Source organism: Piscinibacter gummiphilus (assembly GCF_002116905.1).
In the GTDB taxonomy this organism is placed as follows: Bacteria; Pseudomonadota; Gammaproteobacteria; order Burkholderiales; family Burkholderiaceae_C; genus Rhizobacter; species Rhizobacter gummiphilus.
In genome coordinates, this window is the sequence record NZ_CP015118.1 from 4180094 (window position 1) to 4202499 (window position 22406).

The following is a 22406-nucleotide window of genomic DNA, read 5'->3' on the forward strand; positions in this document are numbered from 1 at the left end:
CATGAACCACCGCGCCCGCCCCCCCGAGCTGGAACACGACTTCCAGCGCGGCCCGGACCTCGGCTACGAGCCCGAGGGCTCCTACGGCTACGTGCGCTGCCTGGAGCACGGCTTCCCGAACCCGCTCGTGCGCTGGCACTACCACGACGAGTACGAACTGCACCTGATCGTGCGCACGCACGGCAAGGCGTTCGTGGGCGACTACATCGGGCACTTCGAGCCCGGCCACCTCGTGCTCACCGGCCCGCGCCTGCCGCACAACTGGATCTCCACCGACGTGCCGCCCGAGGGCGTGGCCCTGCGCGACCAGGTGCTGCAGTTCCACGACGAGCCGCTGCGCCGCGCCGCCGAGCTCATCACCGACCTGCGCGAGGTGCTGCCGCTGCTGGAACGCGCGCGCCACGGCATCGAGTTCTTCGGCATGAGCGACCGCGCCGCGGGGCGCCTGGCCCGCATCAAGGCCACGCACGGCCTGAAGCGCCTCACCGAGTTCCTCGAGTTCCTCGGCGAGCTGGCCGAGTGTTCCGACTACCGCCTGCTGTCGTCGATGCCGCTGCAGAGCTCCGAGGACGAGCCCGCGCAGGCGCGGGTCAGCAGCATCGTCGACTACATCACCGACAACGCCACCAAGCCGCTCTCCATGGCCGAGATCAGCGCCCGCGCGGGCATGAGCGAAAGCCAGTTCTCCCGCTTCTTCCGCAAGGCCACCGGCAACACCTTCACCGACTTCGTCAACCGCGTGCGGGTCACCCGCGCGTGCCAGCTGCTGATGGACACCGACCAGTACATCACCAACGTGTGCTACGACGCGGGGTTCAACAACGTGGCGAACTTCAACCGGCGGTTCCTCGAGATCAAGGGGATGACGCCGAAGGAGTTCCGGCGGCAGGCCGAGGCGCGCTTCGGCACGGGGCGCTGAACGCACGCCCGCGTGTCACGGCTCACTGCGTGCCGTCCGAATAGTTGAACGGGGCGACGATGACGAGGCGATCGACCTCCTCGGCCAGGTCGGCAGGGAACTTGCCGAACGGTGCCATGGATCGGATCAATCCGATCGAATGATCGGAGATCACTTGTGAATTCGATTTGAGCACCTCGATGTCGCTCACGTTCCCGTCCGGCCGCAACGTGAACGTCAGGACGGCCTTGCCGTACACGGAACGCCCCTCGCTTTTCGGGAACCGCTCGGTGCCTTCCGTCTCGATGCGCCGCATCACTTCGCCGAAGTATCCCTGGACGAGCGGGTCTTGGGTCCGTGGGTGCACATAGCGGGTCCGGGCCTCCTTGCGGCGGAACTCGACCTCATCGAGCAAGGCCTGCATCGACTCCCGCCGTGTTTCCCGCGCACGCGCCTGCGCCGCGCTTTCCGGGCGCTGGGCCGGCGGATGCGACAAGGCAGCGATCTCGACCCGCAGCCGTGCGATCAGGCGCTCCTCCTCGGCCCGCAAGGCGCGTGCTGATTCCCTGTCCGACTTCGGCGGCGGGCGAACCTCCGGAACGCCCCGGCGGCGAAGCGCGCTGACGGACACCAGGACGACTCGGTCCCTCGCTCGACCGTCCGCGGTGTCCGGCTGCGAGCCCCGCTCGACCGACGGACGGAACGTCACGTCGGCCGACATGCCGGCGGCTCGCAGATACTCGACCAGGTTGTCGACACGCCGGCGGGCCATGCCGAACTCCGGCCCGGCCGCCTCGACGGGATCCTGCCGCCCCACGAGCGTGACCGATTCGACCCGCCAGGTGGCATTCAACCGCTCGATGGCGGTGTCGATCTTGTCCCGCGCCTGGACGGACAGGTTCGCATCGAAGAGGTGGTAGTAGACCTCGAACTCGAACCAGACCCGCTCGGACTCTTCCAGCGGCGCGGGCGCCTGCAGCACGACACGCGCCGACACCGGCGTGGTGACCCCGTTCGCCTTCTGCAGGGCCCTCGCGTGACGCTCCAGGCCCTCGGTGCACTCCGCGGCCGACCAGGGGGTCTCGTCCTTCGAGGCGGGCGCCGGCAGCGCAGCCACCGCGGCGCAGAACGCGCTCGGTGCGGGTCGATCGGGGCCAGCCGCCCAGAGCGTCATCGGCAACACCAGGAACAACGGCAGCAGTCTGGATTTCATGGGCTCGTGCAGGCGTGTGGACGGCAGGCTGGCGACGCGCGCATTGTGCGGCATCGCTGCGCCTGCGAAAGACCGTCCTTTCGGAGGCCTCCCCCGGGTTCCTCCGCCCGGTGCCCCGTGCATCCTCTACAGGGTGGATGCGCCCCGGACTCGAACGATCCAGCATCCGCTGGAATCCCCTGGCCGGAACGAGCCCCCGATGCGAATCGCCTTCACGTCCTGCATGTTCAACCGCGTCTGCGCCGACCAGCCCGTGTGGGGCTGGATCGCCGACCAGGCGCCCGACCGGCTGCTGCTGCTCGGCGATTCGCTGTACCTCGACCTGGAACTCGACGGCGACGACCACCCGCAGGAGATGAACGCCGATCCCTTCGCCCGGCGCCTGTTCAAGCTCTACGGCGAGCTGATGTCGCAGCCGCAGTTCCGCGCCCTCGTGCAACGCATGCCCCCGGACAGCGTCGACGCCCTCTGGGACGACCACGACTTCCTCTGGAACGACGCCCACGGCGCCGAACTCCAGAGAATCCATGGCGACAAGATCCGCCTGAGCACCGCCTTCCTCGAAGCGTTCCGCTCGGCGCTGGCCCGGGGGTTCGCGCCGGGCAGCTTTCCCGCGCGCTACGACGACCCCGTCTTCTGGCAGCCCGCGCAGCCGTCGCTGTCCACCCCCACCGTGGCCCCCGCGCCCGACCTGCGGCTGCACCTCTCCGATGGGCGCACCTTCCGCACCCGCACCTGGCTGGTCGAGGAATCGAAACGCACGCTGTTCGGCAAGGCCCAGCGCGACCGCTTCACCACGGCCTTCGACGGATCGCCCAGCGAGGTGGTGCACCTGTGGGCCAGCGGGTCCACGGTGGCCGGCTACGAACGCTACGCCACCGACCTCGCCTGGTTGAACGGCCTGGCGTCGCAGCACCGCACCCTGGTGCTGAGCGGCGACATCCACCGCAACAAGCTCGACGCCTTCCAGACGGCCGGGTTCCCGCTGCACGAAGCCACGTCGTCCGGCGCGGGTGTGAAGGACGCCGTGGTGTTCGGCCGCCCGCGGCAGAACTTCGGCCTCGTCGACATCGACCCGTTCACCGTGACCCTCCAGCTGTTCCGCAAGAACGTGAGGGAGCACCTGCGGGTGCTGGACCGGCGCACCTGGTTGCCGGTGTGAGCACGACGGGAGCGACAGGATGGCCGACTCGAACACGAAGTCCACGGTCGAACTGGTGGTGTCGCTGGTGCAGGTGCTCAGTGTCGTCGTCGGCGTCTACCTGAGCGTCCAGAGTTTCAACCACACCCGCGACAAGGAAACGGAAGCACGCCACGCCGAGGCCGAGGCCCGCCGCCTCGAAGCCGAACGCCCGTTCCGGGAACTCCGGCGCACCGTCTATCTGGAAGCGGTGAAAACGGCCGCGGTCATCGCCACGCCCGAAGGCCGCACCGCGGAGGAACTCGGCAAGGCCAGGCGCCGCTTCCGCGAGCTCTACATCGCCGAACTGAGCATGGTGGAAGGCCGCGACGTCGAGGCGCGCATGGTGGCATTGGCCAGTGCGGTGGACGCCGACCTCGGCAACCTGAACCAGAGCCAGGCCGCCGCGCTCCAGCTGGCCCGGGCCCTTGGCCAGGGCTATCGGGGTGAAATACCCTCCGACGGCGCGGGCACCTCCTCCCGATGAACGCCGAGGCTCCTCTGCGTGGAAGCAGCCGCATCGGCAGGCCCCCTTCGCAGCCGGCAGGCTCGGATTTACCATGACCCCATGAAGTCCGCCCCCAGCCAGACCGTCGTCGCCGGCGTGCTCCGCCGTTGCGAACCCGCGCCTGACGGGTTCGGCGGCGACGTCGAGATCGAAGTCGAGGTGAACGAATCGCCCGACCCGGCGGGCGATTTCATCCGGCCGCAGCCAGGCACCGTGCTGACGGCCTTCTTCGGGGAGCTGGGACCGCCGGTCCAGCGCTTGACGGGATCGCCCGTGCGCGCCACGCTGACCTGGCTGGGCGGGCCCGGCGGTGGCCGGGCCGTGGTGCAGCGGCTCGTGAAACGCTGACCCCCGTCACCGCTTCACGGTGACGGTCACCACGCCGGCCTTCAACGCGATGCCGCTGAGGGACACTCCCGTGGCCGACCCATCGTGCGCGCGCGACGACGGGTTGGTGGTCGCGTTGAGCGACTTCTTCTTCAACCCGCCGGGGAACAGGTCGTTCGCATCGCCGGCGTTCTTCGCGAGTTCCAGCTCGCGTTTCCCGTCGGCCTGCAGGAGGCCCACCTTGTAGGCGAGCGGGTTGGTGTTGTCGGAGCGGGTCTCGTCGATGTGCCACACCGCGAGGCCCGACCCGGGCAGCGACACGTCGCGCCCGGTGGCCTGCCGGTTCTCGAGCATGAAGTACTCGGGACCCGCCTTGCCCTTCGTCCACACCCACAGGCATTCCTTCGGGTCGCCCTCCAGCGGGTCGAGCGTGTACTTCGCCGACTTCGCGGCCACGGGCTTGATCCACCCGAGCTTCGACAGGCACCAGCACGACATGCGCGTGGGCTTCTTTCCCTGGCCGCCCCAGGAGCCGCCGCCCATCAGGCACCAGTTGCCCACCCCTTCCGACCGGTACGAGGTGTCGTAGAGGTCGGGCAGCCCGAGCACGTGGCCGAACTCGTGCGAGAACACCCCGACGCGGCCGTCCTCGGGTTCCGTCGAGTACGCGAAGACCTTGACGCCCTGGTCCGTGAACGGCTTCGGGAGGGTCCACTTGTGGGACCAGATCATGTCCTTGCGCTTGGCCGGATCGGGTTCGGCCTCCGCGCCGCCGCCCGCGTGGATCAGGAAGATGCCGTCCACGAAACCGTCGCCGTCGGAGTCGAAACGCTTGAGGTTGTCGCTCTTGCAGAACTCGGTGAGCGCGTCGAGCAGCAGGCCGGGCGTGTTCTGCGGGAAGTTGGTGCCGGTGCCGCTGTCGCCGGCCGTGTAGAACGAGTAGGGCTTGGGCGCCCGCACGTACCCCACCACCTCGCCGCTCAGGTCGAGCGCGCCGTACGACATCTCCCGGTAGAGGCTGGTCATCGAATCCGGGTTCGCCGGGTCGAAGAGCATCTTGTGAAAGTCCGCCGCGGGGCGCTTGCCCTTGTTGTCGCTGAAGTCGACCAGCAGCGCCAGCGCGTGGAGCTTGCGCGCCTGCCCCGGCGCGCTGCGCGCCATGCGCGCTGCCCGCAGCGGGCGCTGCGCCGGGGCCGTCTTCGGGTCGATGTCGGACGGCGGGTAGAACACGCCGTCGTTGAGCCCGGTGACCCGCTGCACGTCGGCCGTCACGAGCCCCATGAACGACGCGAGGCGAATGTCCGCCGCCGACAGCGAATGGCTCGCCTTGATGGACTTCTTGATGTCCTTGAGCACGGCGGCCGTGGGCCGGCACGCCGTGGGGCCGTCCTCGTAGCGGTGGGTCTGGGTCTGCGACATGGCGGTTCCTCCCCGGGGGTGTCGACGTTCCGGGACCCACCGTACGCCGGTGGCGGCGGGCCCGCATCAACACGATGGAGGAGGAACCCGGCCCTCAGCGCCGGTGGTGCGACGCCGCCAGCCCGTACACCGGCGTCGCCATCCCCTCCGCCCGCGCCTTCAGCTGCAGCGCGAGGTACTGCGAGTAGTGCCGCGACTGGTGCAGGTTGCCGCCGTGGATCCACAGGTTGGGCACCTGCGTGGGCTTCCACATGTTGCGCAGCTCGCCTTCCCACGGGCCCGGGTCCTTCGGCGTGTCGGACCCGAGGCCCCAGCACTTGCCCACGCGGTCGGCCACCTCGGGCGAGATGAGGTCGGCGAGCCAGCCGTTCATCGAGCCGTAGCCGGTGGCGTACACGAGCAGGTCGGCGGGCAGCTCGGTGCCGTCGGTCAGCGTGACGGAGCGTTCGTTGACCCGCTCGATGTTCACGCCGCTCTTCAGCTGCACGCTGCCGTTCGCCACCAGTTCGGACGCCCCCACGTCGATGTAGTACCCCGAGCCCCGGCGCAGGTATTTCATGAACAGGCCCGACCCGTCCGCGCCGAAGTCGAGCAGGAAGCCGGCCTTCTCGAGGCGCGCGTAGAAGTCGGCGCAGCGGCGCTTCATCTCGTCGTACACGGGCACGTGGAAGGTGTGCATGATCCGGTACGGCAGCGACGCGAAGATGAGGTCGGCCTTGTGGTGGTCGATGCCGTTCTTCACCGCCTGCTCGGAATACAGGCCGCCGAGGGCCAGCTCCATCAGCGCGTCCGACGGTGCGATGTGGGTCGACGAGCGCTGGATCATCGTCACGTCGGCCCCGTGTTCCCACAGCGCCGCGCAGATGTCGTGGGCCGAGTTGTTCGAGCCGAGCACCACGCATTTCTTCCCGGCGTACGCCTCGGGGCCGGGGTGGCGGCTCGAATGGTGCTGTTCGCCGAGGAAGGTGTCGGCGCCCGGGAGCTTCGGCACGTTCGGGTAGCCCGACACCCCCAGCGCGAACACGAGTTGCTTCGGGCGAACCACGAGCTCCCGGCCGTCGCGGTTCACCTTCACTTCCCACCGCTGCGTGGCCTCGTCGAAGCGGGCCTTCGTCGCGGTGGTGGAGGTCCAGTAGTTCAGCTCCATCACCTTGACGTACATCTCGAGCCAGTCGCCCAGCTTGTCCTTCGGCGCGAACACGGGCCAGTCGTTCGGGAACGGCAGGTACGGCAGGTGGTCGTACCAGACCGGGTCGTGCAGGCACAGCGACTTGTAGCGGTTGCGCCAGGAGTCCCCGGCGCGCGGGTTCTTCTCGACGATCAGCGTGGACACGCCCAGGCGCCGCAGCCGCGCGCCGAGCGCGATGCCGCCCTGCCCGCCGCCGATCACCAGCACCTCGGGCTGCTCGGTGATGCCGAGCGACGCCTCCTCGTCGCGGCGGCGTTCGAGCCACGTCTTGCGCCCGCGGTGCACGCCGTGCTCCGCCCCCTTGATGCGCCGTTCGCCGGTCTTTTCCTCGTGGCCCTTCAGCTCGCTCATCGTCGTGAGGAAGGTCCACGCGAGGCCGTCGCGCAGCCGCAGGTGGCCGCGGCCGCGGGCCACCGCGGTCTCGAAGGTGAACCACGATTCGACCACGCCGTCGGTCTCGGTGGCCTCGCCTTCGGGCGTGAACGTGACCGGCAGCGTGTCGGCGAGCCGCGCCTCGAGCATCGCGCGGATCTCGCCGCGGCCTTCCTGCGTGCGGAGGTTCCAGGTGAAGGCGACGAGGTCGCGCCAGAAGCCCTCGGGCTCGAAGAGGTTCGTGGCGGCGTCGACGTCGCGGCGGCCGAGCGCCGCGTTGAACTCGGTGAGCCACGTGCGGGCCGCCTGGGTGGGAGAGGTGGTCGTGTCGGTCATGGGAATCTCCGTCGCTGGGATGGGAACGCGCCGTCGTGGCGCCCTCCCTCCAGCGCACCTTCCATGCCGGGCGGCCCGCCACGGTGGATCAGGCACTTGCACGCGGTTCTGTCGCAGCCGTCGCGCGGCGGGTGCGACAGGTGTCGCACTACCCTCGTTCGGGCACGACGATGTCGTGGCTCTTCATCTGCCGGTACAACGTGGCGCGGCAGATGCCCAGTTCGTCGGCCGCGGCCTTCACGCGCCAGCGGTGCCGGCGCAGCACGTCGACGAGGCGGGCCGAGTCGGCGGTGTCGTCCACCCGCGGCGCAGGCACGCCGGGACGGGCGGGCAGCGACACGTCCTCGCCACGCAGCACCCCGCCGTCGCTCAACGCGAGCGCGAGCCGCAGCACGTTGCGCAACTCACGCACATTGCCCGGCCAGTCGTGCGACAGCAGCCGGGCACGTGCCTCGGGCGACAGTGCGGCGCGCAGCTGCTGCGCCGCGGCCTCCTCGTGGAAGACGGTGTCGATCACATGGCCCCGGTCGGCACGCTCGCGCAGCGGCGGCAGCTCGAGCGTGGCGCCGCAGAGGCGGTAGTAGAGGTCCTCGCGGAAGGCACCGGACGCCACGAGCGCGGTGAGCGGCCGGTGCGACGCGGCGATCACGGCCAGGTCCACCCGCACCGGCGTGTCGCCGCCGAGCGGCATCACCTCGCCCTCGGCGAGCACGCGCAGCAGCCGCGTCTGCAGCACGAGCGGCATGTCGCCGATCTCGTCGAGGAACAGCGTGCCGCCGTCGGCCTGGGCGATCAAGCCCTTCGCGCCCTTGGCCCGACCGCCGGTGAAGGCGCCCGGCAGGTAGCCGAACAGCTCGCTCTCGATGAGGGACTCGGGCAGTGCCGCGCAGTTGACCGCGACGAACGGCGCCGCGGCCCGCGGACCACCGGCATGCAGGGCCCGCGCGAGCACCTCCTTGCCGCTGCCCGTCTCGCCCTGGACCAGCACCGGAATGCCGCGGCCGACGATGCGGCGCGCGCGGGCCAGCAGCGCCTGCATCGGCGGGTCGTCGCCGGCCAGGCGGTCCAGGGGCGATGCCGCGCGAACCTCACGGCGCGACACGGGCGCGGCCGTGGCTTTCGGGCGGGGCGCGCGCAGTGCGGCATGCAGCGGGCGCCCGCGGCACACCACCTGGCCGGCACCGCGTGCGAGGCGCCACACCGACGCCATCGGCGCTTCCAGCAACTCGGGCAGCGAACGGCCCGCGAGGTCCCCCGACGACCAGCGACCCGCATCGGCGAACAGGCGCCGCCCGCCGCTGTTGGCGCCGGCCAGGCGGCCGTCCTCGTCGAACGCCAGCATCACCTCGCCGGCCACCTCGGCCAGGCCCCAGGCGCTCCCGAGGCGCAGCACCCAGTGGGTGTCGAAGTGGCGCAGGAAGTCGGCCGACTCGATGCGTTCGGCCTGGATGGTCACGAGTTCGCGCACGAGGTGCTGGCTCGCGCGGTCCTCCGGCGAGCGCAGCGCGGACACGTCCAGCACCGCGACGAGCCGCCCCGCGTGGTCGAACAGCGGGGCGGTGGTGCAGGTCAACCCGATGTGGGTCGCGTCGAAGTGGTCGGTCTGGTGGCAGGTGAGCGGCACCTGCTCGACGAGGCAGGTGCCCACGCCGCAGGTGCCCGCGCGCGCCTCGTTCCAGTCGGCGCCGAGGTACAGGCCCGCGCGGCGCAGCTGGTCGTCGAAGGACGGGTGGCCGATGTGGTCGACGGTGATGCCCTGGGCATCGGTGAGCAGCACCATGTAGCCGAGGTCGGCGACCCGCCGGTACAGGTCCTCCATGCCGGCGCGGGCGACCCGCAGGAACTGTTCCATCGACTGCCGGTGGGCGCGCACCTCGTGGGCCGGCAGGATGCGCGCGGCGCTCGGGCGCGCCGGGTCCAGCCCGTGCTCGCGCACGCAGCGCGACCAGGAGCGCGCCATCAGGCCGGGGGCGCCGCCGGGGCCGGTGGCGACGGACACGACGTGGTCGATGTGCCGGGACTGCAGGCTGCTCATGGCCGCTCCTCTTGGACGTGAGTCGCGATGGTGGTCCGCACGCCCGGCCACGGCCAGAGACAAAACCCCGACGGGGTGTTCCAGATTGGAACAGTCGCCGGGTCGGACGGGACCTACACCCGAAACCGCCATCCCCGGCTGGCGACGTTCCTGCACGGCCCGCAAGATGGCGCATGGCCAGCTCGACGACCGCCCTCCGCGACCCGAACGGATCCGCGGCCACCACGTGGTGGCCGCGGCTGCGCCGTTGGGCCGTGCCGCTGCTGGGCCTGCTCGTGCTCGGCCTGCTGGCCGCGCACATCCACAAGGTCGACTGGGCCGGCGCCTGGGAGGCACTGCGGCGCTATTCACCGTGGGTGCTGCTGGCCGCGCTCGCGCTGTCGACCGCCAGCCACGCGCTGTACGGCTGCTTCGACCTGATCGGGCGCCGGCACACGCACCACACGCTGCCGTGGTGGCGCACGTGGGCCATCGCCGTCGCGAGCTACGCGTTCAACCTGAACCTCGGCGCCCTCGTGGGCGGTGTCGCGATGCGCGCGCGGCTGTACGCGAAGGCCGGGCTCGACGAGGCCACGGTGGCCCAGGTGGTGGGGCTGAGCCTCGCGACGAACTGGCTGGGCTACGGCCTGCTCGCGGGCGGCCTGTTCGCCGCGGGCGTGATCTCGCCCCCGCGCCAGGCCCACCTCGGCGACGCGGCGTTCCGCACGATCGGCGTCGTGATGGTGCTGCTGGCGGTGGCCTACGTCGTGGCCTGTGCGCTCGCGCGGGGGCGGGTGTGGGAGTTCCGCGGCCGGCGCATCAAGCCGCCGGGGCCGTGGCTCGCGCTCGTGCAGCTCGCCACCTCGGCCGCGAACTGGGCGCTGATGGGCACCGCGATGTACCTGCTGCTCGGCCAGAAGGTGCCGTTCGGCACGACGATGGGTGTGCTGATGGCCGCGTCCATCATCGGTGTCATCACGCCGATCCCGGCCGGCCTCGGCGTGCTGGAAGCGGTGTACCTCGCGCTGCTGTCGGGCCAGGTGCGCCAGGGGGCGCTCATGGGCGCGGTGCTCGCGTACCGGGTGCTGTACTACCTGATCCCGCTGGCCGGGGGCATCGCGCTGTACGCGCTGCTGGAGCGCCACGCGGCCACGCACCCGGCCGACGGATAGGTCGTTCTCAGGGTCGGCCGGGCTCGGGCGAACGCGCCGGCCCGGGCACACGCCCCGCCACCAGCGTCATCAGCGGCCCGGTCATCGCGGTGGTCACGAGCGCCATCACCAGCAGCATCGTGAACAGCTCGGGGCCGATCAGGCCCGCGTCGAAGCCCACCTTGATGACGATGAGTTCCATCAGCCCGCGCGCGTTCATCAGCGCGCCGGTGGCCAGGCTGTCGCGCCAGCCGTAGCCGGCCACCCGCGCACCGGCCGCGCCGCCCGCGATCTTGCCCACGGCGGCCACCACGAGGATCAACGCCATCGCCCCGAGGCTCGCGCCCGAGAACGCGCTGGCGCTGGTGCCGAGGCCGGCGAGCGCGAAGAACAGCGGCATCAGCACGACGATCGAGATCGGCTCGATCTTCTGCGCCATCGATTCGAGCAGCCGGTCGTCGCGCGGCAGGCAGGTGCCGAACAGGAAGGCGCCGAACACCGCGTGCAGGTGCAGCCATTCGGTGAGCAGCGCGCAGCCGAGCAGCCCGAGCATCAGCGCCGCGAGCACGGTGGGCGATGGCTCGCCGTCCGGCGCGTGCGTGCGCAGCAGCCACGCGAAGAAGGGCTTGAACACCAGGTAGACGAAGGCCACCAGCAGCGCCACGCCGATCGAGATCTTCGCGAAGCCGGCGTAGCCGTCGCCCGCGCCGGCGAGCGCGACCACCAGCGCCAGCAGCACCCACGCGAAGGCGTCGACCACCGCGGCGGCGCTCAGCGACAGCTGGCCGAACGGGGTGTGGGTCAGGCCGCGATCCTTCAGGATGCGGGCCATCACCGGGAACGCCGTGATGGACAGCGCGACGCCGATGAACAGCGCGAACGGCCAGAACGCCACGCCCGCAGGGGCGAGCGCCGGGTACAGCGCCGGGGAGATCGCCGCGCCGAGCCCGAACGGCGCCACCATGCTCAGCAGCCCCACCGCACCCGCGGCCTGGACCTGCTGCTTCACGCTGCGGTGGGCACGCAGTTCGAGGCCGATCACGAACATGAACAGCACGAGGCCGAAGGTCGCGAGCGACGACAACCCGGCGAGGGTCGACCTGGCGAACAACTGCGCGTGCCACTCGGGGAACAGCTGGCCCATCACCACCGGGCCGAGCACCAGGCCGGCCGCCATCTCGCCGACGACGGCGGGCTGGCCGAGGTGGCGCAGCACCCAGCCGCACACCCGGGCCGTGGCGAGGATGACGATGAGCTGGAGCAGGAGCGCGGTGGCGTTCATGGTGGGCGAGCGCGGGGAAACCCGCGCATCTTGGCGACCGGGATCAGCCTCCTCGCAGTTGCGCGAGCTCCCGGCGCAGCGCCTCGTTCTCGGCCGTGAGTTCGGCCACGCGCTGGCGCAACGCCTGGACTTCGTCCACCGGCTCGCCGCCGTCGCCAGCCGGGGCCTCGTCCTGCGGCGGCTTGCGCTTGCTCTCGCGCACGCGCTTGGCGGCCTGCTTGAGTTCGTCCTTGCCGGCCGTGGCGGCGGCCACCTGTTCCTCCGCGGGCAGCGAGGCCACGGCCGCGGCGGTGTTGATCGAGATCGTGCCGGATTTCACGGCCTGCACCAGTTCCGGCGCGGCCTGCTTCTGGATCTTCTCGATCATGACCACCTGGCTGCTGCTCAGGCGGGCCGCCTTCGCGATGGCTTCGCGGGTGTCGAGCTTCGGGGGCGGCGGCGGCATCGCCACCGGGGGGGCCGCCGGGTCGGCCGGCGTGGCCTCGGCGGCCGGTGCGGGCGCCGGGAATTCCTTCAGCGCCTTCGCGATGAGCTCCTTCTTGCGCAGCGCGAGCACGCCGCGCTGGTAGTCGGAGACGCTGCGGCGCCCGAGGTGCTGGTCGATCATCCAGAGGTGCACGTCCTCCATCGTCTGGAACCGTGTGTTCTGCACGGTCTGGAACGGCAGGCCGTGTTTCATGCAGATGCCGTAGCGGTTGTGGCCGTCGACGAGGATGTCGCCCCACAGCACCAGCGCATCGCGGCAGCCCTCGGCCAGCAGGCTCCGTTCGAGGGCATCGTGTTCGTCCTGGGTCAGTGGATCGATGTAGGCCTTGAGGTCTTCGTTGACGACGATGTTCATCGGGTGGAGCAGAAAAGCGGAAACAGGGGCGCGATTCTAGTGGCGTATTTCGCGGACGGCCGTGCACAACCGGGGTCTTCCCGACCTTCAGCCGCACGCCCGTGCACCGAAAACGAGTCACCCGCGGCCGGATGCCGCATTCCAAGAAGTACGACGAATGACGTCTCTCGCCTCCCTGACGATCGGCCGCCGGCTCGCGCTCGGCTTCGGCCTCGTGATCGCCCTCGCGCTCGCAGTGGCCATCTACGGCAGCCTGCAGTTCCGCCACCTCAGCGCCCAGACCGACCGCCTCGCGAACGACCGCATGGTCAAGCTGGAGCAGGCGAGCACGGTGCGCGACAACGTGGGCACCCTGTCGCGCAACCTGCGCGACCTGATCCTGAGCATGGACGAGGACGTCCGCCAGGCCCAGCTGAAGGAGGCTGCCGCGGCGACCGCGCAGAACACCGAGTTGATGAAGGCCCTCGACGAGTCCGTGCGCAGCGAGGAAGGCCGTGCCGTGATGAAGGCGCTCGCCGCCACCGGCGCCGAGTACGGCGCGGCCACGGGCAAGGTGATGGAGTTCGCGCGCCAGTCCGCGAACGAGCAGGCTCGCGACACGCTGTTCAAGGAAGTGGCGCCCGCCCAGGCGGCCTACCTGAAGGCGCTGAAGGACATGATCACGCTGCAGCGCGACCTCAGCCGCCAGGCCGCGAGCAGCGTGCAGGCCACCGCCAACTGGACCTCGCTGCTGATGCTCGTGCTGGCCGCGTGTTCCGGCATCGCCGGCGCCGTCGTCGCGTGGCGCCTCGCCCGCGCGATCGTGGGCCAGCTCGGCGGCGAGCCCACCTATGCCTCGTCCGTCGCCCGAGAGATCGCGGCCGGCAACCTGGCCGTCGCCGTGTCGTTGCGCACCGGCGACACCACGAGCCTGCTCGCCGGCATGAAGGACATGCGCGACCGCCTCGCCGCCATCGTGGGCCAGGTGCGCCACAGCTCGGACAGCATCGCCACCGGCTCGAGCGAGATCGCGAGCGGCAACCAGGACCTGTCGCAGCGCACCGAGCAGCAGGCCTCGAGCCTGCAGCAGACCGCCGCGTCGATGGAGCAACTCACCGGCACCGTGCGCACGAACGCCGACACCGCCCGCGCCGCCACGCAGATGGCGATGTCGGCGAGCGAGGTGGCGACGCAGGGCGGCAAGGTCGTCTCCGACGTGGTCGACACGATGGGCGCGATCACGGAGGCCAGCCGCCGCATCGGCGACATCATCAGCGTGATCGACGGCATCGCCTTCCAGACCAACATCCTCGCCCTCAACGCCGCGGTGGAAGCAGCCCGTGCGGGCGAACAGGGCCGCGGCTTCGCGGTGGTGGCGGGTGAGGTGCGTTCGCTCGCGCAGCGCAGCGCCCAGGCCGCCAAGGAGATCAAGACCCTCATCAACGACAGCGTCGAAAAGGTCGAGACCGGCAGCCGCCAGGTGCAGGACGCCGGCACCACGATGAGCGACCTCGTGAACCAGGTGCGCCGCGTGAGCGACCTGATCGCCGAGATCAGTGCGGCCACGGAAGCGCAGACGGACGGCATCGGGCAGGTCAGCGGGTCGGTGTCGGCGCTCGACAACGTGACGCAGCAGAACGCGGCGCTGGTGGAGGAAGCGGCCGCGGCGGCCGAGAGCCTGAAGCAGCAGGCGGGACGGCTGGTGGACGCGGTCGCGGTGTTCCGGCTCTGACCACCCAACCCTCACGTCATCCCGGCGCAGGCCGGGACCCCGGGCTTCGTTCACCGCCCAGGGTCCCGGCGTGCGCCGGGATGACAGCTTGCTGCTTGTCACGACTTTGACATTCGCTGTTCCTAGGATCGCGGGCTTTGCCCCGCCGACCAAGGAACCCCGATGCCACCGTTCAAGAAGTCCCTGCTCTCCCTCGTCGCCGCCACCGCCCTGACGGTCGGCCTCGCCGCCTGCGGGGGAAGCGATGACGACACGGTGACCCAGCCTCCGGCCTCGACGGCCCCCGCCGCCGCCGCGTTCGCGATGACCGCGTTCGTGCCGGTCAACGGCGTGGCCGAGATCGTCGCGGCGACCCCGGACGGCCTCACCCTGGTCTACACGAGCGCCGACGCCGGCACCATCGGCCTCGTCGACATCACCGACCCGGCCGCGCCGAAGACACTCCCGACCGTGGACGTGCGCAAGGCCGGCGTGGGCGAGCCCACCTCGGTGGCCATCACGCCGGACGGCAAGTTCGCCATCGTCGCCGTGCGCATGGGCGACGACGTGACGAACGCGAACCCCGGCCTGCTCCGCGTGTACGACCTCTCGAACAAGAGCGCCGTCACGTGGGTCAAGGACATCACCGTGGGCATCGGCCCCGACTCCATCGCCCTCGTGGGCAGCACCACCACGCTGCGCGCGGTGGTCGCCATCGAGGACGAGGAAACGCTCGCGAACGGCGATGCGAGCATCCCCGGCGTGCGCCCGGGCCGCATCGACGTGGTGGGCCTGCAGGACCTGCCCGGCTACGGCGGAACGTCCACCGGCGTCCAGTCGCTCGAGCTGGTCACCGCGCTGAAGGCCGCCGCGGGCGTGAACTACGCGGACGATCCGCAGCCCGAGTTCGTCTCCGTGCGCGCGGGCACGAACACGGCTGTCGTCTCGCTGCAGGAGAACAACGCCGTCGCGCTGGTCGACCTGTCCGACCCGAAGACGCCGAAGCTCACGTCGGTCCACGGCACCGGCACGGTCACGCGCACCGGCGACGCCGACATCAAGAAGGACACCGAGATCAGCTTCACCGACTCGTTCACCGGCCGCCGCGAGGCCGATGCCGTGGCGTGGCTGACCGACACCGTGTTCGCCACGGCCAACGAGGGCGACACCGCGAAGGGTGCCGACGGCGTCTTCCCGGGCGGCCGCGGCTTCACGCTGTTCGACACCACCGGCAAGGTCGTGTACGAAGGCGGTGCCAGCACCGAACTGCACGCCGTCCAGTACGGCCACTACCCCGACAGCCGCTCGGCCGCCAAGGGCGTCGAGATCGAAGGCGTGGCCACCGCCACGTACGGCGGCACGCCGTTCCTGTTCGTCGGTTCCGAACGCGGTGGCTTCGTCGAAGTGCACCGCCTCGACAGCGGCACGACGCCGACGTACGTGCAGATGCTGCCCACGGGCATGTCCCCCGAAGGCCTGGCCACCATCACGGGCCGCGCCGACGGCAAGCAGCTGTTCGTCACCGCCAACGAAGGCGACGGCTCGCTGAACCTCTACCAGTTCTACCCGAACGGCCCGACGCCGAACGCGGCCGAGCCGCAGATCGCCGCGAAGGACGCCACCATCCCCTGGGGCGCCCTGTCCGGCCTGACCACCGACGGCACCTACCTGTACGCCGTGCCCGACAACGCGTTCGGCCAGTCGCGCATCTGGCGCCTGAACGCGGCCGACGTCGCGAAGGGCCGCATCACGATCGACAAGGTGATCCCGCTGACGCTCGCCGGTGCGAAGTTCAACGCCGACGCCGAGGGCATCGCCGTGCTGGCCGACGGCAGCTTCTGGGTCGCGATGGAAGGCGCCAACGTCGCCGGCAACGAACTCGTGAAGGTGACGGCCGACGGCGTGGTGACGCAGCGCGTGAAGCTGTCCGCCGCGATCCAGGCGAAGTTCGCGAACGCGAACAACACCACCGGCTTCGAGGGCGTGACCGCGTCGGCCGACGGCAACACGCTGTACGTCGCGCTGCAGCGCGGCTTCGACATCACGAAGCCGTTCGCCGCCGTGCTCAAGTACGACGTGCCCACCGACACCTGGACCAGCGCCCAGTACCCGCTCGAGCAGCACAGCGTGAATCCGACGACGTACTGGATGGGTCTCTCCGAGATCCAGCTGACGACCGACGGCCGCCTGCTGCTGATCGAACGCGACAAGGGCGGCGGCGAAGGCCGTGCCATCAACGCCGAGGTCAAGCGCATCTACAGCGTGCCGGCGAGCGCGGTGGTCGACGGGGCCACCCTCACGAAGACGCTGGTGCGCGACCTCCGCAAGGACTACCGCTGGCTCCACGAGAAGGCCGAGGGCATGGTCGTCTTCAAGGGTGACCTGTGGGTCGTCAACGACAACGACGGCGGCGGCTGGACCCGCATGCTGAACACCGGCAAGCTGTGACCTGATCTTTCCCGGGTGGACGCGGCCGCCGCGGCGGTCTACAGTGGACGCGTCGTGTCTTCCCCGGGAGTCAGCTCGATGGCCACACCACACGCCCGTTCCGGCGAACTGCTCGAGATCCTGCCGTTCGCCGAAACCTTCCCGCTCGAACAATCCATCGCGCTGGTGCGCTCGGACCACTGGGAAGTGCTCCGGCTCGTGCTGCCCGCCGGCAAGATCGTGCCCGAACACAAGGTGGCCAGTGTCACGCTGCTGCAGTGCATCGAAGGGTGCCTCGAACTGACGGCGCACGGCAAGACGCAGAAGATGCGCGCCGGCCACCTCGTGTACCTCGCCCCGAACGAACCGCACGGCTGGAAGGCCATCAAGGATTCACAGGTGCTCGTGACGATGCTCGTCGCACGGGAGTGACCCGCACGGAGCCGTCACCCCGGCGAACGCCGGGGCCCACTGTCCCTTCAGCACGCTCCGGCCAGGGTGGATCCCGGCGTTCGCCAGGATGACGTGCCAGCGAAACGAACCGGAGCCCTCCATCGACATCCTGAAGGCCGCGAGCCATCCCGACCCCTACCCCGCGTACCGTCAGCTGCTGGCCGGTCCTGATCCCGTGTTCGACCCGGCCAGCGGCCTGTGGATCGTGACCCGCGGCGCGACCGTGCTCGACGCCCTGCGGCACCCCGACCTGCGCGTTCGCCCGCCGGTCGAGCCGGTGCCCCGCGCGCTCGTGGGCAGTCCCGTCGGCGAACTGTTCGGGCACCTCGTGCGCCAGAACGACGGCCCCGCACGGCACGATGCGCCCAAGGCGTCGTTGCAGCGCGCGTTGGCCGCCGTGCCGCTGGACGATGCGGCCCGCCGCACGGCCCGCGTGATGGCCGCGTCACTGGACCTCGACGACTGGCACCTCGAGGTGCCGGTGCGGTCGGTCGCCGACCTGCTGGGATTCCCCGCGGAAGATCACGCCGCGGTGGCCGGCTGGGTGCGCGACGTGGTCGCCGCGTTCGCACCGGGGGGTGACCTCACCGCGGGCAGTGCCGCGGCACGCACGCTCATGGAACGCTTCGACGGGTTTCTCGCCCGCGCCGCCGAGGGCCTCGTGGCGCGGGTGGCGGCCGAACCCTGGGAAGACGGCGCCGCATTGCGCGCCAACCTCGCCGGCCTGCTGGTGCAGACGTTCGAGGCCACGGCGGCCTTGCTGGGCAACACGGTGGTGGCGCTGGCGCGGGGTGGTGACGGATCGGACCTGCCCGGGCTCGTGGACCAGGTGATGCGCCTCGACGCACCGGTGCAGAACACCCGCCGTTTCGCGGCGGCGCCGTTGCGGCTCGGGGAGGCGGACCTGCCGCAAGGCGCGGCGGTGCTCCTGGTGCTCGCGGCGGCCGGTCACGACCCGGCATTCGACGCGGAACGGAACCCCCTCGGGTTCGGTTGGGGCCCGCATGCCTGCCCGGGAGCGGCGCTGGCCCGTTCGATCGTGGTGGGGGCGCTGTCGGAGCGGATGCGCCACCGGGCCGGATGGCCCGCCACGTGGCGCTACAAGCCGCTCGTCAATGCCCGCCTGCCGCTGTTCGCGGCGGGAGGTCAGTGGTAGCGGGGCGCCACGGCGGGCGTCGCGTATTCGCGGCCGACGACGGCCCGCGCGTAGAGGTAGTTGTCCCGTGCCCGGTCGCTCAGGGCGTCCATCTGCACGTGGCCTTCGGCGTCGCAGGGAAAGGTCAGCGCACGGCCTTCCTGGAACAAGGACTGGAAGCGGATCTCGTAACCCACCTGGTCAAGGCTCTTGGATTTCATGATGAAACCTTTCCGTCAACTCATTCCGGCTCACCGCGGGGTTCCCCTCCGCCCCCGGCACCTGGAATGGCAGTGCCGATGAGTCAAATCTACGCGTCCGGCATCGATCCTGCTGTCGGTTCGGCGCCGTGCGGCGTGTCAGCGAAATGCCCTACACGCCGTCGGCGCCGGGTACCCGGGGGAGCGGATAATCCCGCATGACCGCACGTTTCGACCAGCTGCCGCTGGCCCCTTCCCAGCTCGCGAACCTCGGCCAGCTCGGCTACCTCGCGATGACCCCCGTCCAGGCCGCCGCGCTGCCCCTGGCCCTCGCCGGCCACGACCTCATCGTCCAGGCCCGCACCGGCAGCGGCAAGACCGCCGCCTTCGCCCTCTCCCTCATCGCCCGCCTGGAAACCCGCCGCTTCGACGTGCAGGCCCTCGTGCTGTGCCCCACCCGGGAGCTGGCCGACCAGGTCACCCAGGAGATCCGCCGGCTCGCCCGGGCCGAGGAAAACGTCAAGGTGCTCACGCTGTGCGGCGGCACCCCCATCCGCCCGCAGGCCGAGAGCCTCGAACACGGCGCCCACGTGGTGGTGGGCACGCCCGGCCGCATCCTCGACCACCTGGAGCGCGGCACGCTGTCGCTCGCGTCGCTCAACACGCTGGTGCTCGACGAAGCCGACCGCATGCTCGACATGGGGTTCTTCGACGACATCGCCGCGGTCGCCAAGCTGTGCCCGCCGAAACGCCAGACGCTGCTGTTCTCGGCCACCTACCCCGACGGCATCGCCCAGCTGAGCGCGCGGTTCCTGCGCCAGCCGAAGGAGGTCAAGCTCACCGAGACCCACGCCGCCGGCCAGATCCGCCAGCGCTTCTACGAGGTGACCGAGACCGAACGGCTGCACGCCGTGGGCCTGCTGCTGAACCACTACCGTCCGGTCAGCACCCTCGCCTTCTGCAACACGAAACAGCAGTGCCGCGACCTCGTCGCGGTGCTGGCCGCCGAAGGCCTGTCGGCGCTCGCGCTGCATGGCGACCTGGAACAGCGCGACCGCGACCAGGTGCTCGTGCAGTTCGCCAACGGCAGCTGCTCGGTGCTCGTGGCCACCGACGTGGCCGCGCGGGGGCTCGACATCGCGGGCCTCGAGGCCGTCGTCAACGTCGACATGGCCGCCGACGCCGAGACCCACGTGCACCGCGTGGGCCGCACGGGCCGTGGCGACGCCGACGGCTGGGCCTTCAGCCTCGCGAGCCTCGACGAGATGGGCCGCGTGGGCCGTGTCGAACAGGAGCAGGGCTTCACCTCCGAATGGCACAAGCTCGATGAACTCACCCCGGCCGGTGGCGGCCCGCTGCAGCCGCCGCGCGTGACGCTGCAGATCCTCGGCGGCCGCAAGGAGAAGATCCGCGCGGGCGACGTGCTGGGCGCACTCACGAAGGACGCCGGCTTCGCCGCGGCCCAGGTGGGCAAGATCAACGTGAACGACTTCTCCACGTACGTGGCCGTGGACCGCGACATCGCGCGCGAGGCGCTGCGCAAGCTGAACGCGGGCCGCATCAAGGGCCGCAGCGTGAAGGTGCGCTTCCTCGAGGGCGGCGACGCCTGACGGAGGGCCGCACGGCTTTACGAACCGCAACACCCGGTGCGTCAACAGACGCAGGGCCGCCGCCGTTGTCAGTGCAGGGGTCTCCCTCGATGCCCCGATGGAGTGACAACGATGATTCGAACACGGTTGCGCGGCGGTGCCGCGCTGCTGGCCGCGGGCCTGCTCGCGGTGAGCCTCTCGGGTTGTGTGGTGGTGCCGGTGCCGCATGCGCGCGCACGCGGCGTGGTGGTGGTGGAACCGGGCTATGGCTACGGCCCGCCGCCTCCCCCGCCGCCGCGGTACCGCGACCGGCGAGACTGGCGCTATTGAAGCTCGAAGCGCCTCGGATCCGCTACTGCAGCAACGGTGCCGGCCGCGTGTCGTACGCGTTGAGTTCCTCGGTGGACTCGCACACGAAACGCTTCGCCGGCTCGTCGTAGTCCCAGCGCTCCACGCAGATCGTGCGGCGCCCGTTGACCGATTCGCCGGGCCGGATCAGGTTGACCGAATTGCCCGCGCCGCGGCGCAGCCGCGACGACACCGCGGAGCCCGCCTGCACGGCCCACATCGTGTGGCTCAAACCCTCGTAGCGGCGGTGCAGCGGCACGATGAACGGCAGGTGGATGTGCCCACCCAGCACCACGTCGGCCCCCGCCTCGGCCCACGCCTGGATGGCCGCGCGGTGGTTCACCAGCAGGTTCTTGCGGTCCTCCGGCTTCGTCACCGCGACGGGCTGGTGCGTGACCACCACCCTCACCTGCTCGCGCGACGCGTGTTCCAGGCGGCGTGCGACGCGGTCGATCTGCCGTGACGACACGACGCCGTTTTCATGGCGCAGCCGCCGCGTGGTGTTCACCGTGACCACGAGCATGTCGTTCGACTCGAACTCGGGCTCGAGGTTGTCGCCGAACACGCGGCGGTGGTTCGCATACGGCGCGAAGAGCCGCGCGGCCAGGTTGAACAGCGGGATGTCGTGGTTGCCCGGCAGCACGAGCGCGCGCGGCACGCGCAGCCGCTCGATGAACGCCTTCGCCGCCGCGAACTGCGGCGCACGTGCACGCTGGGTGACGTCGCCCGAGAGCACCACCACGTTCGGTGACTGGCTGTGGGCGAGGCGCACGAGCGCATCCACCACCGCCGGCCGTTCGGTGCCGAAGTGGGTGTCGGAAACCTGCAGCAGCAACGTCATGCCACGGCCTCCACGGCGTCGGGCTTGAGCAGCATCAGCGGCTCGACCGCGACCCCGAATTGCAGCGGCGGACGCATGCGCATCACCTCGCCGTCGGTCGCGACCTTCATGCGGCGTCGGCCCAGAGGCCACCGCGGCTTGACGAGGATGCGACGGAACGCGAACGTGTGCACGTTCTCCGCATCCCCCAGCCGCCCGAACGCGCCCCGCAGCATCAGCCAGAACATCGAGAGCGTTCCCACGGGGCGCAGGGCCAGCGCGGCCAGCATGCCGCGGTCCAGGCATTGGGCCTCGGAGAGGCCGATCTGCTGCAGCTGCAGCAGGTTGTTGCCGACGAACAGCGTGGGTGTGCGCAGCTCGCGCACCTCGTCGTTGCGTTCGATGCGAAGGCGCAACTGCCGGTGCTGCCGCAGCAGCGTGACGAGGCCGGAGATCAGTGCGATGAAGCGGCTGCGGCCGTACTGCTGCTTGAACGCTTCGCGGTCCTCGAGCAGCTGCGGGTAGAGGCCCACGCTGGCGTTCACGAGGAAGACGCGGTCGTTCACCTGGCCCACCTGCACCGGGTGGGCTCGCGCCGACAGCAGCAGGCGCACGGCATCCTCGGTGTCGGTGGGAATGCCGTGGGTGCGGGCGAAGTAGTTGAACGTGCCCTGCGGCAGCACACCGAATGCGCAGCCGCTGCCGAGCGTGGCGTGGGCCATCGCGTTGATGGTGCCGTCCCCGCCGGCCGCGACCACCACGCCGCCCCGCGCCTGGGCCTGCTTCACCGCGGACCGCGCCGCCGCGGCCAACCGCGACGCATCGGTCACCACGTGGACCGTGTGCTGGCGGCCCGCCTCGGCCATGGTGCGTTGGATCGTCTGCTGCACTTCGTTGACGTCATGTCGGCCCGACCCGCCGTTCATCACGATGAAAAAGGGGGCGTCGGGCGGAATGGGACAAGGCGACGTGGAGGTCATGGACTGCAGGGTATCCCCGGCGCAATCCGACCGG

The 22406-nt window shown here is 70.6% G+C and carries 20 protein-coding genes; 11 read left to right on the plus strand and 9 right to left on the minus strand.

Annotation, left to right across the window (positions count from 1 at the left end; genetic code table 11):
- The first annotated feature begins 1 nt into the window (after window position 1).
- Entirely contained in the window at window positions 2-919 is a 918-nt protein-coding gene (locus A4W93_RS18870; protein WP_085752071.1) for a helix-turn-helix domain-containing protein, read from the plus strand.
- Between the two features lie 22 nt (window positions 920-941).
- Here A4W93_RS18870 and A4W93_RS29745 read toward each other — a convergent pair whose 3' ends face one another.
- Window positions 942-2111: an energy transducer TonB gene (locus tag A4W93_RS29745; RefSeq protein WP_157131696.1), complete on the minus strand. Its 1170-nt coding sequence runs from the start codon at window positions 2109-2111 to the stop codon at window positions 942-944.
- Window positions 2112-2310: 199 nt separating this feature from the next.
- Here A4W93_RS29745 and A4W93_RS18885 point away from each other — a divergent pair, with 199 nt between their 5' ends.
- From A4W93_RS18885 to A4W93_RS18895, 3 genes are all read left to right on the plus strand, one after another.
- Window positions 2311-3273 carry an alkaline phosphatase D family protein gene (locus tag A4W93_RS18885; RefSeq protein ID WP_085752074.1) on the plus strand — a complete coding sequence of 321 codons (963 nt, stop codon included), beginning with the start codon at window positions 2311-2313 and terminating at the stop codon, window positions 3271-3273.
- 19 nt (window positions 3274-3292) lie between these two features.
- Window positions 3293-3778 carry a hypothetical protein gene (locus A4W93_RS18890; protein ID WP_085752075.1) on the plus strand — a complete coding sequence of 162 codons (486 nt, stop codon included), beginning with the start codon at window positions 3293-3295 and terminating at the stop codon, window positions 3776-3778.
- Between the two features lie 81 nt (window positions 3779-3859).
- Window positions 3860-4147 (plus strand): hypothetical protein, encoded by a 288-nt coding sequence (locus tag A4W93_RS18895; protein ID WP_085752076.1) that lies wholly within the window; start codon window positions 3860-3862, stop codon window positions 4145-4147.
- 6 nt (window positions 4148-4153) lie between these two features.
- Here the strand turns inward: A4W93_RS18895 and A4W93_RS18900 are convergent, their stop codons facing one another.
- The 3 genes from A4W93_RS18900 to A4W93_RS18910 all read right to left on the minus strand — a co-directional run bounded on the left by A4W93_RS18900 (window position 4154) and on the right by A4W93_RS18910 (window position 9477).
- Window positions 4154-5545 carry a M6 family metalloprotease domain-containing protein gene (locus A4W93_RS18900; RefSeq protein WP_085752077.1) on the minus strand — a complete coding sequence of 464 codons (1392 nt, stop codon included), beginning with the start codon at window positions 5543-5545 and terminating at the stop codon, window positions 4154-4156.
- Between the two features lie 94 nt (window positions 5546-5639).
- The gene (locus A4W93_RS18905; RefSeq protein WP_085752078.1) at window positions 5640-7442 is read right to left on the minus strand and encodes an NAD(P)/FAD-dependent oxidoreductase; all 1803 of its coding nucleotides are present in this window, start codon (window positions 7440-7442) and stop codon (window positions 5640-5642) included.
- Window positions 7443-7590: 148 nt separating this feature from the next.
- On the minus strand, window positions 7591-9477 hold the full coding sequence (locus A4W93_RS18910; protein WP_085752079.1) for a sigma-54-dependent Fis family transcriptional regulator: 1887 nt from the start codon (window positions 9475-9477) through the stop codon (window positions 7591-7593).
- 173 nt (window positions 9478-9650) lie between these two features.
- Here A4W93_RS18910 and A4W93_RS18915 point away from each other — a divergent pair, with 173 nt between their 5' ends.
- Complete coding sequence (locus A4W93_RS18915) at window positions 9651-10628, plus strand: lysylphosphatidylglycerol synthase domain-containing protein (protein WP_085752080.1); 978 nt, start codon at window positions 9651-9653, stop codon at window positions 10626-10628.
- Between the two features lie 7 nt (window positions 10629-10635).
- Here the strand turns inward: A4W93_RS18915 and A4W93_RS18920 are convergent, their stop codons facing one another.
- Together A4W93_RS18920 and A4W93_RS18925 are read right to left on the minus strand one after the other, a co-directional pair.
- Window positions 10636-11889, minus strand: a complete 1254-nt coding sequence (locus A4W93_RS18920; protein ID WP_085752081.1) for a cation:proton antiporter — start codon at window positions 11887-11889, stop codon at window positions 10636-10638.
- 43 nt (window positions 11890-11932) lie between these two features.
- Window positions 11933-12730: a plasmid replication/partition related protein gene (locus A4W93_RS18925; RefSeq protein ID WP_085752082.1), complete on the minus strand. Its 798-nt coding sequence runs from the start codon at window positions 12728-12730 to the stop codon at window positions 11933-11935.
- Between the two features lie 157 nt (window positions 12731-12887).
- On the opposite strand from A4W93_RS18925, the gene A4W93_RS30720 reads away from it, so the two are divergent.
- The 4 genes from A4W93_RS30720 (at window position 12888) to A4W93_RS18945 (ending at window position 18456) form a co-directional block, all read left to right on the plus strand.
- Entirely contained in the window at window positions 12888-14441 is a 1554-nt protein-coding gene (locus tag A4W93_RS30720) for a methyl-accepting chemotaxis protein (protein ID WP_085752083.1), read from the plus strand.
- Between the two features lie 162 nt (window positions 14442-14603).
- Window positions 14604-16868, plus strand: a complete 2265-nt coding sequence (locus A4W93_RS18935; protein ID WP_085752084.1) for an esterase-like activity of phytase family protein — start codon at window positions 14604-14606, stop codon at window positions 16866-16868.
- A gap of 78 nt (window positions 16869-16946) precedes the next feature.
- Entirely contained in the window at window positions 16947-17279 is a 333-nt protein-coding gene (locus A4W93_RS18940) for a cupin domain-containing protein (protein WP_085752085.1), read from the plus strand.
- Window positions 17280-17367: 88 nt separating this feature from the next.
- Window positions 17368-18456 carry a cytochrome P450 family protein gene (locus A4W93_RS18945; protein WP_085752086.1) on the plus strand — a complete coding sequence of 363 codons (1089 nt, stop codon included), beginning with the start codon at window positions 17368-17370 and terminating at the stop codon, window positions 18454-18456.
- Here A4W93_RS18945 and A4W93_RS18950 read toward each other — a convergent pair.
- Entirely contained in the window at window positions 18447-18656 is a 210-nt protein-coding gene (locus A4W93_RS18950) for a hypothetical protein (RefSeq protein WP_085752087.1), read from the minus strand. The genes A4W93_RS18945 and A4W93_RS18950 overlap by 10 nt on opposite strands.
- Window positions 18657-18853: 197 nt before the next feature.
- Between A4W93_RS18950 and dbpA the strand changes: the two genes are divergently transcribed.
- Both dbpA and A4W93_RS18960 read left to right on the plus strand, forming a co-directional pair.
- Window positions 18854-20245 carry an ATP-dependent RNA helicase DbpA gene (gene dbpA / locus A4W93_RS18955; RefSeq protein ID WP_085752088.1) on the plus strand — a complete coding sequence of 464 codons (1392 nt, stop codon included), beginning with the start codon at window positions 18854-18856 and terminating at the stop codon, window positions 20243-20245.
- 111 nt (window positions 20246-20356) lie between these two features.
- Window positions 20357-20554: a hypothetical protein gene (locus A4W93_RS18960; protein WP_157131697.1), complete on the plus strand. Its 198-nt coding sequence runs from the start codon at window positions 20357-20359 to the stop codon at window positions 20552-20554.
- Window positions 20555-20576: 22 nt separating this feature from the next.
- Here the strand turns inward: A4W93_RS18960 and A4W93_RS18965 are convergent, their stop codons facing one another.
- Complete coding sequence (locus tag A4W93_RS18965) at window positions 20577-21413, minus strand: metallophosphoesterase family protein (RefSeq protein WP_085752090.1); 837 nt, start codon at window positions 21411-21413, stop codon at window positions 20577-20579.
- Window positions 21410-22372: a diacylglycerol/lipid kinase family protein gene (locus A4W93_RS18970; RefSeq protein WP_085752091.1), complete on the minus strand. Its 963-nt coding sequence runs from the start codon at window positions 22370-22372 to the stop codon at window positions 21410-21412. Before A4W93_RS18970 ends, A4W93_RS18965 begins: the two co-directional genes overlap by 4 nt.
- Between the last annotated feature and the right edge of the window lie 34 nt (window positions 22373-22406).

Bases quoted from the DNA above. Each gene is read 5' to 3' on its own strand.
- A4W93_RS29745 (WP_157131696.1), bottom strand. From the start codon at position 2,111: ATGAAATCCAGACTGCTGCCGTTGTTCCTGGTGTTGCCGATGACGCTC.
- A4W93_RS18970 (WP_085752091.1), bottom strand. From the start codon at position 22,372: ATGACCTCCACGTCGCCTTGTCCCATTCCGCCCGACGCCCCCTTTTTC.
- A4W93_RS18915 (WP_085752080.1), top strand. From the start codon at position 9,651: ATGGCCAGCTCGACGACCGCCCTCCGCGACCCGAACGGATCCGCGGCC.
- A4W93_RS18920 (WP_085752081.1), bottom strand. From the start codon at position 11,889: ATGAACGCCACCGCGCTCCTGCTCCAGCTCATCGTCATCCTCGCCACG.
- A4W93_RS18950 (WP_085752087.1), bottom strand. From the start codon at position 18,656: ATGAAATCCAAGAGCCTTGACCAGGTGGGTTACGAGATCCGCTTCCAG.
- A4W93_RS18885 (WP_085752074.1), top strand. From the start codon at position 2,311: ATGCGAATCGCCTTCACGTCCTGCATGTTCAACCGCGTCTGCGCCGAC.
- A4W93_RS18910 (WP_085752079.1), bottom strand. From the start codon at position 9,477: ATGAGCAGCCTGCAGTCCCGGCACATCGACCACGTCGTGTCCGTCGCC.
- A4W93_RS30720 (WP_085752083.1), top strand. From the start codon at position 12,888: ATGACGTCTCTCGCCTCCCTGACGATCGGCCGCCGGCTCGCGCTCGGC.
- A4W93_RS18890 (WP_085752075.1), top strand. From the start codon at position 3,293: ATGGCCGACTCGAACACGAAGTCCACGGTCGAACTGGTGGTGTCGCTG.
- A4W93_RS18935 (WP_085752084.1), top strand. From the start codon at position 14,604: ATGCCACCGTTCAAGAAGTCCCTGCTCTCCCTCGTCGCCGCCACCGCC.
- A4W93_RS18895 (WP_085752076.1), top strand. From the start codon at position 3,860: ATGAAGTCCGCCCCCAGCCAGACCGTCGTCGCCGGCGTGCTCCGCCGT.
- A4W93_RS18940 (WP_085752085.1), top strand. From the start codon at position 16,947: ATGGCCACACCACACGCCCGTTCCGGCGAACTGCTCGAGATCCTGCCG.
- A4W93_RS18960 (WP_157131697.1), top strand. From the start codon at position 20,357: ATGATTCGAACACGGTTGCGCGGCGGTGCCGCGCTGCTGGCCGCGGGC.
- A4W93_RS18870 (WP_085752071.1), top strand. From the start codon at position 2: ATGAACCACCGCGCCCGCCCCCCCGAGCTGGAACACGACTTCCAGCGC.
- A4W93_RS18900 (WP_085752077.1), bottom strand. From the start codon at position 5,545: ATGTCGCAGACCCAGACCCACCGCTACGAGGACGGCCCCACGGCGTGC.
- A4W93_RS18905 (WP_085752078.1), bottom strand. From the start codon at position 7,442: ATGACCGACACGACCACCTCTCCCACCCAGGCGGCCCGCACGTGGCTC.
- A4W93_RS18945 (WP_085752086.1), top strand. From the start codon at position 17,368: ATGACGTGCCAGCGAAACGAACCGGAGCCCTCCATCGACATCCTGAAG.
- A4W93_RS18925 (WP_085752082.1), bottom strand. From the start codon at position 12,730: ATGAACATCGTCGTCAACGAAGACCTCAAGGCCTACATCGATCCACTG.
- dbpA (WP_085752088.1), top strand. From the start codon at position 18,854: ATGACCGCACGTTTCGACCAGCTGCCGCTGGCCCCTTCCCAGCTCGCG.
- A4W93_RS18965 (WP_085752090.1), bottom strand. From the start codon at position 21,413: ATGACGTTGCTGCTGCAGGTTTCCGACACCCACTTCGGCACCGAACGG.